Origin of the sequence: Sphingopyxis sp., from assembly GCF_016463645.1 — a bacterium.
In the GTDB taxonomy this organism is placed as follows: domain Bacteria; phylum Pseudomonadota; class Alphaproteobacteria; order Sphingomonadales; family Sphingomonadaceae; genus Sphingopyxis.
Genome location: NZ_JAEMQX010000044.1, coordinates 21,429 through 29,385, shown reverse-complemented (window position 1 = coordinate 29,385; position 7,957 = coordinate 21,429). Strand labels below are relative to the sequence as shown.

Below are 7,957 nucleotides of genomic sequence, written 5' to 3'. Positions count from 1 at the left end.
CGCCTCGAACAGATTGTCGAAGGTCGCGGTGCGGACGCGAAGCAGCGTGTCGCGCGCGCCCGCGAGCTGCACCTGTTCGGTCTTGTCCTCGGCGATCAGGAGCAGCCCGCCGTCGGGGGTCGGCTGCGCGACGACGTGAAGGTGCGTGCCGTCGCGCAGCAGCCAGTCCTCCTCGCTCGCGCCGGGCTGTGCGAACCAGTCGACATGCGCCTGCCGCCATTCGGGATAGTTGCGCACCTCGGGCGTCCGGCCGCCCTCGCGCCACGCGTCGAGCAGCCGCGCGAACGGCGGCGCCTCGGCGACCTCCTCGGCCTCGAGACCGAACAGGCGGCGGAACGGCAGATTCGCGAAACTCAGCCCCTGATCGGGGCCGAACTGCGCCACCGCCGCCGACAGGCGATCGAGCAGCTCGCGCTGCGTATCGACGAACCGGCGGTGCGCGCCGCGCTCGGTTTCGAGTTCCTGGATGTCGATCGCATAGCCGGCGACGCCGATCACGCGTCCGCCTTCGGGCGCCAGCGGCACATCGACGACGCGCATGATCCGCCGCTCGCCCTCGATCGTCACCGGGATCGTGCGCATTTGCGCCGTTCCCGCGGCGCGCGCATCGTCGGCGGCATCGACCGCGCTCACCCCCGCAACGGTCTCGCAAAGCTCGATCCCGCCATCGATCACCGCCGTCGCGCTCTTCGCCTCGACCGCGCGGACATAGGCGTTGTTCACCAGCGCGAGCGACAGGCCGGTGTCGCGAAACCACATCGGAAAGGGCGCCGCCTCGATCAGCCCCGACAGCGCCTCGAACGCCGCCATCGCCTCGTCGCGTTCGCTGCGCGCATAGGCCAGCGCCTGCTGCCCGTCGGTCGCGTCGCTCAGCCACAGGAGCACGCCGCCCGGCCCGCCGACAGCCTGCGGCGCCGCGGCGCCGTGAACGATGATCGTGCGATGGCTGCCGTCGGGCTTCAGACTCAGGACAAAGGGTTTCGCCCCGCGCTGCGCGCCAAGGATCGCCTGCCGCAGCGCGTCATGGGCCTGGGCATCGAGGCCGCTGCCGATCCCGCGCAGTTCGTCGAAATTGCGCGGGCCGCGTTCGAGCCCGAGCCAGCGCCCGAGCCGCTCGCTCGCCTCGACCCGCCAGTCGGCGCGGACGATGACCGGAAGCTGCGGCGACGCCTCGACCAGGCTCGCCAGCCGCTCGGCCTGTCCGGCGACGAACGCCGAGCGCCGCTGCATCGAAATCCCGCGCAGCGTCGCCCACAGTCCCGCGAGCAGCCACAGCGCCGCGAACAGGCCGATGGCGAACAAGATTGCCGGGGAAAGCGTGTCGCTCATCCCGTCCTGTGCCTTCGCCTGTCAGGATATCCCGCGCGCATGATCGCCTGCCCTAAAGGCGATGGAGTCATGTTTCAATCGCATGTCAAAGCGGATCGGCGCGCCGCATCTTCCGATGGGCGCGCCGTCCGCAGTTTCGTCCGGGTTTCCGCGATGCGGAAACGCTGCGGCGCCGGCCGGTGCCGCCTTCGCCGTCAGGCGAAAAATCAGTACCGATAATGGTCGGGCTTGAACGGGCCTTCGACCGGCACGCCGATATAGTCGGCCTGCTTCTGGCTCAGCTTCGACAGATGCACGCCCAGCTTTTCGAGGTGCAGCGCCGCGACCTTCTCGTCGAGGTGCTTGGGCAGAACGTACACATCGTTCTTGTACTGCTCGCTGCGCGTCCACAGCTCGATCTGCGCGAGCGTCTGGTTGGTGAAGCTCGCCGACATCACGAAGCTCGGATGGCCGGTCGCGTTGCCGAGGTTCACGAGGCGCCCCTTCGACAGGATGATGATCTGCTTGCCGTCGGGGAATTCGACGAGATCGACCTGCGGCTTGACTTCGGTCCACTTGTAGTTGGCGAGCGCCGCGATCTGGATCTCGCTGTCGAAGTGGCCGATGTTGCAGACGATCGCCATATTCTTCATCGCCGCCATATGTTCGGCGGTGATCACGTCGGCGTTGCCCGTCGCGGTGACGAAGATGTCCGAACGCTTCACGGCCTCGTCCATCGAGACGACCTCGAAGCCTTCCATCGCGGCCTGCAGCGCACAGATCGGATCGATTTCGGTGACGAGGACGCGCGCGCCGCCGTTGCGGAGGCTCTGCGCGCTGCCCTTGCCGACGTCGCCGAAACCGGCGACGGTCGCGACCTTGCCCGCGAGCATCACGTCGGTACCGCGGCGGATCGCGTCGACCAGCGATTCCTTGCAGCCATAGAGATTGTCGAACTTCGACTTGGTGACGCTGTCGTTGACGTTGATCGCGGGGAAGGGCAGCTCGCCCTTCTTGGCGATGTGGTACAGGCGGTGGACGCCGGTCGTCGTTTCTTCCGACACGCCCTTGATCGCCTTGACGGTCTTGGTGAGGTAGCCGGGGTTCGCCGCGACGAACGCCTTCAGCGCGCGCTGCATCTCGATCTCTTCCTCATTCTCGGGCGCCGGCATCGTCTCGCCGGCCTCGAGCTTCGCGCCCCACAGCGCGAACATGGTGGCGTCGCCGCCGTCGTCGAGGATCAGGTTGCAGGTGGTGCCGTCCTCGACGCCCCAGTCGAAGATGCGGCCGACATAGTCCCAGTAATCGGCGAGGCTCTCGCCCTTAACCGCGAACACCGGCACGCCCGACGCGGCGATCGCGGCAGCGGCATGGTCCTGCGTCGAGAAGATGTTGCACGTCGCCCAGCGGACTTCGGCGCCGAGCGCGGTCAGCGTCTCGATCAGCACCGCGGTCTGGATCGTCATGTGCAGCGAACCGGTGATGCGCGCGCCCTTCAGCGGCTGCGCGGCGCCATATTCGGCGCGCAGCGCCATCAGGCCCGGCATTTCGGTTTCGGCGATGTTGATTTCCTTGCGCCCGAAATCGGCGAGGCTGATGTCGGCAACGACATAGTCACGGGTGTCGGCGGCGAGAGTGGCCACGGGGGATTCTCCATATTGGCAAGTACGACCGCAGGCGAGCGGCCACGAAAAACATGCCGGCGCCCTAGCCGAAACGCCGGCGCCGATCAAATATAAACTTTTCTTTATATCGCTTGCGAAGCACCGTCCGCCGGGAGCGCGGACAGGCGAATCGGCGGCGCAGAAATGCACCGTCCGCAAAAATAATTTTTGCGCGCGTCAATTGTGACAACCGGCGCGACCCGATTGTGACACAGAGTCGCAAAAGCCAAGATTCTGAAAAATCTGACTTATAATGCGCCTTGCGGATAGCTTAATTCTCCTTTGTGACAACAGTGTTACAAAGGCCCGGAAATATTGACAATTTTTCGGATGCGCGAGAAAATCGGCGAAAGTTTTCGGGGAGATACCAGAGATGAAAAAAATTCTGCTGCCGCTCGTTGCCCTCGCCTTCGCGAGCCCTGCCGCGGCACAATCTATCGTCGTCGTCACCGCGCCGCAGGCCGATTCGGAGACGCTTCCGGTCGCTTTCGCCGAACTCAAGGCGGGCGAAAACGAAGCCGCGGTCGACAAGCTGACCGGCGACACCGGCCTCGACGCCCGCGATCCGTCGCGCCTGATCAATCTGGGCACCGCTTACGCTCGTCTGGGCCGCACCGCCGAAGCCGCCGCCGCCTATGACTCGGCAATCGGCAGCCCGATCCGCTACGATGTCGAACTCGCGAACGGCGACTATGTCGACTCGCGCTGGGCCGCGCGCACCGCGCTCGCGAACCTCAATCAGGGCAAGCCGCTCCTCGCTCTCGCGCGCTAGGCTTCGCCGCCTTCGGTCGTCAGCAAGCGGGCGTCCACTCCCGCTTCGGCAAACGCCGCCTGCCACCGTTCGGCGGGCGGCGTTTCGAATAACAGGCCATCGCTCCCCGGGGTGACATGCCAGCCGTGGCGCACCAGTTCGCCCTCGAGCTGCCCCGACGACCATCCCGCATAGCCGAGCGCCACCAGCCAGCGCGACGGGCCGCGCCCGGCGCCGATCGCGCGCAGGATATCGTGCGAACTCGACACCATCCAGCGGTCGCCGACCTGCACCGCCTCCTGCCCGCCCCAGTCGCGGCTGTGGAGCACGAAGCCGCGCGACGGTTCGACCGGACCGCCGAGGAACACCGGCTGGTCGAGCGGCTCGTCATGTTCGATCTCGAGCTGGTCGAGCACCGCGCCCACGGTCATGCCGTCGATCGGGTCGCCGATGCCGATGCCCATCGCGCCGTCCTCGTCATGGCTGATCATCGCGATCACCGAATGTTCGAAACGGGGATCGCCGATGCCCGGCAGCGCGAGCAGCAGCTGGCCGGTGAACCAGGTGGGGTCTGTGCTCATCGCGACACCATGCCCCCTCGCGGCGGTTCGGTCCAGCCTTTCGCGCAACCGCTGCGGCGCGCTTGACTTGGCAGCCGGGGCACACGATGTCACCGCCACCATATCCCCTCAAGCGAAAGGATGCCGACCATGACGATCCAGACCGGAGACAAGCTCCCCGACGCGACCTTTGTGAAGGTCACCGAAAACGGTCCCGAACAGGTCACCACCGCCGACTATTTCAAGGGCCGCAAGGTCGCGCTCTTCTCGGTCCCCGGCGCCTTCACCCCGACCTGCTCGGCCAAGCATCTGCCGGGCTTCGTCGACAAGGCCGACGAACTCAAGGCCAAGGGCATCGACGAAATCGTCTGCACCGCGGTCAACGACGCCTTCGTGATGGGCGCGTGGGGCAAGAGCGCGAGCGCGGGCGACAGCGTCACGATGCTCGCCGACGGCAACGGCGCCTTCGCCGAGGCCGTGGGCCTGACGATGGACGGCACCGCATTCGGCATGGGCAAGCGCGGCCAGCGCTTCTCGATGATCGTCAACGACGGTGTCGTCGAACAGCTCAACGTCGAAGCGCCCGGCGAATTCAAGGTGTCGAGCGCCGATCATATGCTCGAACAGCTCTGAATCCCTTCCCGCCCGCCGGTCGGGGCCTGTGGCCGCAAGGCCACAGTGCCCGAACATTATCGTCCGGCGGGCGGTTTCCTTTCATCCATGTCCTTTTCCCGGGCGTTGCTGACGCGGCTGCAAAAATAGCAGCCGGCCACACAGGCCTGAAAAAGACAGGAGGAGAGGATTATGAAAGGGTTCCAGCACCTGGCCCGGTCGGGAGCGGCAACCATTGCCGTCGCCGCGGCCCTCGCGAATATCGCCCCGGCCTGCGCGCAGGAGGCGACACCGCCTCAGGACAGCACGGCCGAAACGTCGGGCGACACCATCGTCGTCACCGGCTCGCGCATCCGCCGCGACCCGCTCGATCAGGATGCGCCGATCGTCCACGTCGGACAGGAAGACATCGCGAAGACCGGCCTCAATTCGGTCAATGACGTGCTCCAGCGCCTGCCGAGTTCGGGCGGGGGTCTCAACAGCAAGTTCAACAACAGCGGCAATCTCGGCAACCCGCCCGACGGTGGCGGCGTCGGCGCCGGCGCGGCCGAAATCGACCTGCGCTATCTGGGCTCGCGCCGCGTACTCGTTCTCGTCGACGGCATCCGCTATGTGAACGGCGCCTCGGCGAGCGGCGTTCCCGGATCGACCGACCTCAACTCGATCCCCGAGAGCGCGATCGAACGCATCGAGGTGCTGCAGGACGGCGCCTCGGCGATCTATGGCTCCGACGCGATCGCCGGCGTCGTCAACATCATCACCAAACGCAGTCAGGAGGGCCTCCGCGCGAGCGCGCAGGTCGGCGGCTTCGGCCAGGGCGACGGCTTTACCAAGAGCGCGCAGGTGAGCTGGGGCAACGGCCGCGGCCCGACGCAGATCGTCGTCGGCGCCAACTATGTCCACCAGGGCGGCGTCCTCGCGGGCAGCCGCGACATCTCCCGCTTTCCGGCGCCCTACTCCGACACCTGCCTCGACGGCGGCTGCTCGGGCTTCGTGCCGCTCGGGCGCTTCGCGGTCTTCGGCAACGACCTGACCTTGCGCGGCCCGGTGATCGGCCGCACGCCGGTCTACAACGCCGGCGATCCCACCGACCCGGCCAGCGATTTCAAGGCGTTCGGCGATGCCGACCGCTTCAATTTCGGCCCGTTCAACTATCTGCAGATTCCGGTCGAACGCTATGGCGCCTTCGTCAACGCGCGGCAGGAGATCGGCGACAGCATCAATTTCTCGGTCCGCGGGATATGGAACCAGCGCAAGTCGAAGAACCAGGCCGCGCCGCTGCCCTTCGGCTTCGGCGTCGCCGCGGGCCTCACCCCGGTGCTCGACGCGATCACCGTCGATGCCAGCAATCCCTATAATCCGTTCGGCGTGACGCTCGATTCGACCAACACCGACTTCGTCTATCGCCGCTTCGTCGAGGGCGGACCGCGCCGTTTCAACCAGACGGTAACGACGATCTACGGCGTCGCGACGCTCGACGGCAGCTTCGATGTCGGCGGCGGCAAATGGTATTGGGACGTCAATGCCGCCTATGGCCGCAACAAGGCGAAGCAGACGATGTACGGCAACATCAACTCCGACCGCCTGCGCCGCGCGCTCGGCCCGGTCGCTGACTGCACCGGCGACTGCGTGCCCTTCAACATCTTCGGCGGCGAGGGCTCGATCACCCGGCCGATGCTCGATTATGTCATGTTCAACCAGCGCGACCGCAGCCGCCAGTCGACCTTCAGCGCCTCGGCCAATGTCACCGGCAGCCTGTTCGACCTCCCCGGCGGCCCGCTCGGCGTCGCGATCGGCGTCGAATATCGCAAACTCAAGGGCAGCTTCGATCCCGACCCGATCGTCGCCGCGGGTTTCAGTTCGGATATCCCGGCGCTGCCGACCCGCGGCAGTTATGACGTGAAGGAAGCCTATGCCGAATTGAGCGCGCCGGTCCTGTCGGACATCCCCTTCGTCGACCTGCTCGAATTCACCGGCGCGGTGCGCTGGTCGGACTATTCGACCTCGGGTTCGACGACGACGCTGAAGGGCGGGGTCAACTGGAAACCGGTGCAGGACCTCCGCCTCCGCGCCTCCTATGCCGAGGGCTTCCGCGCGCCGTCGATCGGCGAATTGTTCGGCACCCAGTCGCGCTTCGACCAGTCGATCAACGATCCCTGCTCGACCTCGACCACGACGGGGCAGAACTGGACCAACAACCAGACCGTCCGCGCCAACTGCATCGCGCAGGGGGTACCCGCGGCGGGTTATGCGCAGGCCAACCCCCAGATCTCGGTGCTCGTCGGCGGCAATCAGGATCTCGCGCCCGAAAGCTCGCGCAGCTGGATCTTCGGCGGCGTCTACAGTCCGGGCTTCATCCCCGGCCTGTCGCTCGAGGGCAATTATTACGACATCAGGATCAAGGGCGCGATCCAGGCGGTGAATGCCGAGATCACGCTGGCGCAATGCGTAGGCCAGGCCGATGCCGACGCCTGCGCGCTCGTCACCCGCGCGCCCGGCGGGCAGCTGACCTTCGTCGAGGGGTTGCTCCAGAATATCGCCGGCATCCGCACCAAGGGGATCGACCTCAACCTGACCTACCGGACGCAGGAGACCCGGGCCGGGCGCTTCGGCTTCACCTGGAACAACACGATCCTCACCCGATACGACGTGATCGTGCCGACCGCCGACGGCCGGCTCGTCGTCAGCCGCGAAGGCACCGAACAGGGCAGTCCCAGCCAGACCTTCCCCAAATGGAAGTCGGTCGGCATCCTCGACTGGGACGGCAAGTCGATCGGCGCGACGCTGACCGGCCGCTACGTCTCGGCGATCCGCGAACCGCTCGCCGACGACAACCGGATGAAGGCGCGCTTCTACACCGACTTCCAGCTGCGCTGGTTCCCGGCGGACGATCCCGAGGCCTTCGGCTTCGCGCTCGGCGTGAACAATCTGTTCAACGTCAGGGCGCCGGGCTGCATAAGCTGCGACCTCAACAATTTCGATCCGACCGCCTATGACCTGCCCGGACGCTATTATTACGTCCGCGCCAGCTTCAGGATGTAACAAAAGGGGGCGGCGGCGCG

General features: G+C 66.3%; 6 protein-coding genes. 3 read left to right on the top strand and 3 right to left on the bottom strand.

From position 1 onward, the window contains the following. Both JHC57_RS11250 and ahcY read right to left on the bottom strand, forming a co-directional pair. A partial coding sequence (locus tag JHC57_RS11250; protein WP_294030099.1) for a PAS-domain containing protein occupies positions 1-1,329 on the bottom strand: 1,329 nt, incomplete at its 3' end. A 206-nt stretch (positions 1,330-1,535) separates the two neighbouring features. Next, positions 1,536-2,951, bottom strand: coding sequence for an adenosylhomocysteinase (gene ahcY / locus JHC57_RS11245; protein ID WP_294030098.1), 1,416 nt, complete (start codon positions 2,949-2,951; stop codon positions 1,536-1,538). Positions 2,952-3,345: 394 nt separating this feature from the next. Here ahcY and JHC57_RS11240 point away from each other — a divergent pair, with 394 nt between their 5' ends. After that, a complete protein-coding gene (locus JHC57_RS11240; protein WP_294030097.1) occupies positions 3,346-3,744 on the top strand; it encodes a hypothetical protein in 399 nt (132 codons plus the stop codon). On the opposite strand, the gene JHC57_RS11235 is transcribed toward JHC57_RS11240, so the two are convergent. Beyond that, positions 3,741-4,304 (bottom strand): YqgE/AlgH family protein, encoded by a 564-nt coding sequence (locus JHC57_RS11235; protein ID WP_294030096.1) that lies wholly within the window; start codon positions 4,302-4,304, stop codon positions 3,741-3,743. The genes JHC57_RS11240 and JHC57_RS11235 overlap by 4 nt on opposite strands. A gap of 129 nt (positions 4,305-4,433) precedes the next feature. Here JHC57_RS11235 and JHC57_RS11230 point away from each other — a divergent pair, with 129 nt between their 5' ends. Continuing rightward, positions 4,434-4,916 carry a peroxiredoxin gene (locus JHC57_RS11230; RefSeq protein WP_294030095.1) on the top strand — a complete coding sequence of 161 codons (483 nt, stop codon included), beginning with the start codon at positions 4,434-4,436 and terminating at the stop codon, positions 4,914-4,916. Positions 4,917-5,087: 171 nt separating this feature from the next. Next, positions 5,088-7,937, top strand: coding sequence for a TonB-dependent siderophore receptor (locus JHC57_RS11225; RefSeq protein ID WP_294030094.1), 2,850 nt, complete (start codon positions 5,088-5,090; stop codon positions 7,935-7,937). Positions 7,938-7,957 lie beyond the last annotated feature (20 nt).

Excerpts from the sequence above, each read along its gene's own strand:
- JHC57_RS11230 (WP_294030095.1), top strand. The coding sequence starts at position 4,434 with ATGACGATCCAGACCGGAGACAAGCTCCCCGACGCGACCTTTGTGAAG.
- JHC57_RS11235 (WP_294030096.1), bottom strand. The coding sequence starts at position 4,304 with ATGAGCACAGACCCCACCTGGTTCACCGGCCAGCTGCTGCTCGCGCTG.
- JHC57_RS11225 (WP_294030094.1), top strand. The coding sequence starts at position 5,088 with ATGAAAGGGTTCCAGCACCTGGCCCGGTCGGGAGCGGCAACCATTGCC.
- JHC57_RS11240 (WP_294030097.1), top strand. The coding sequence starts at position 3,346 with ATGAAAAAAATTCTGCTGCCGCTCGTTGCCCTCGCCTTCGCGAGCCCT.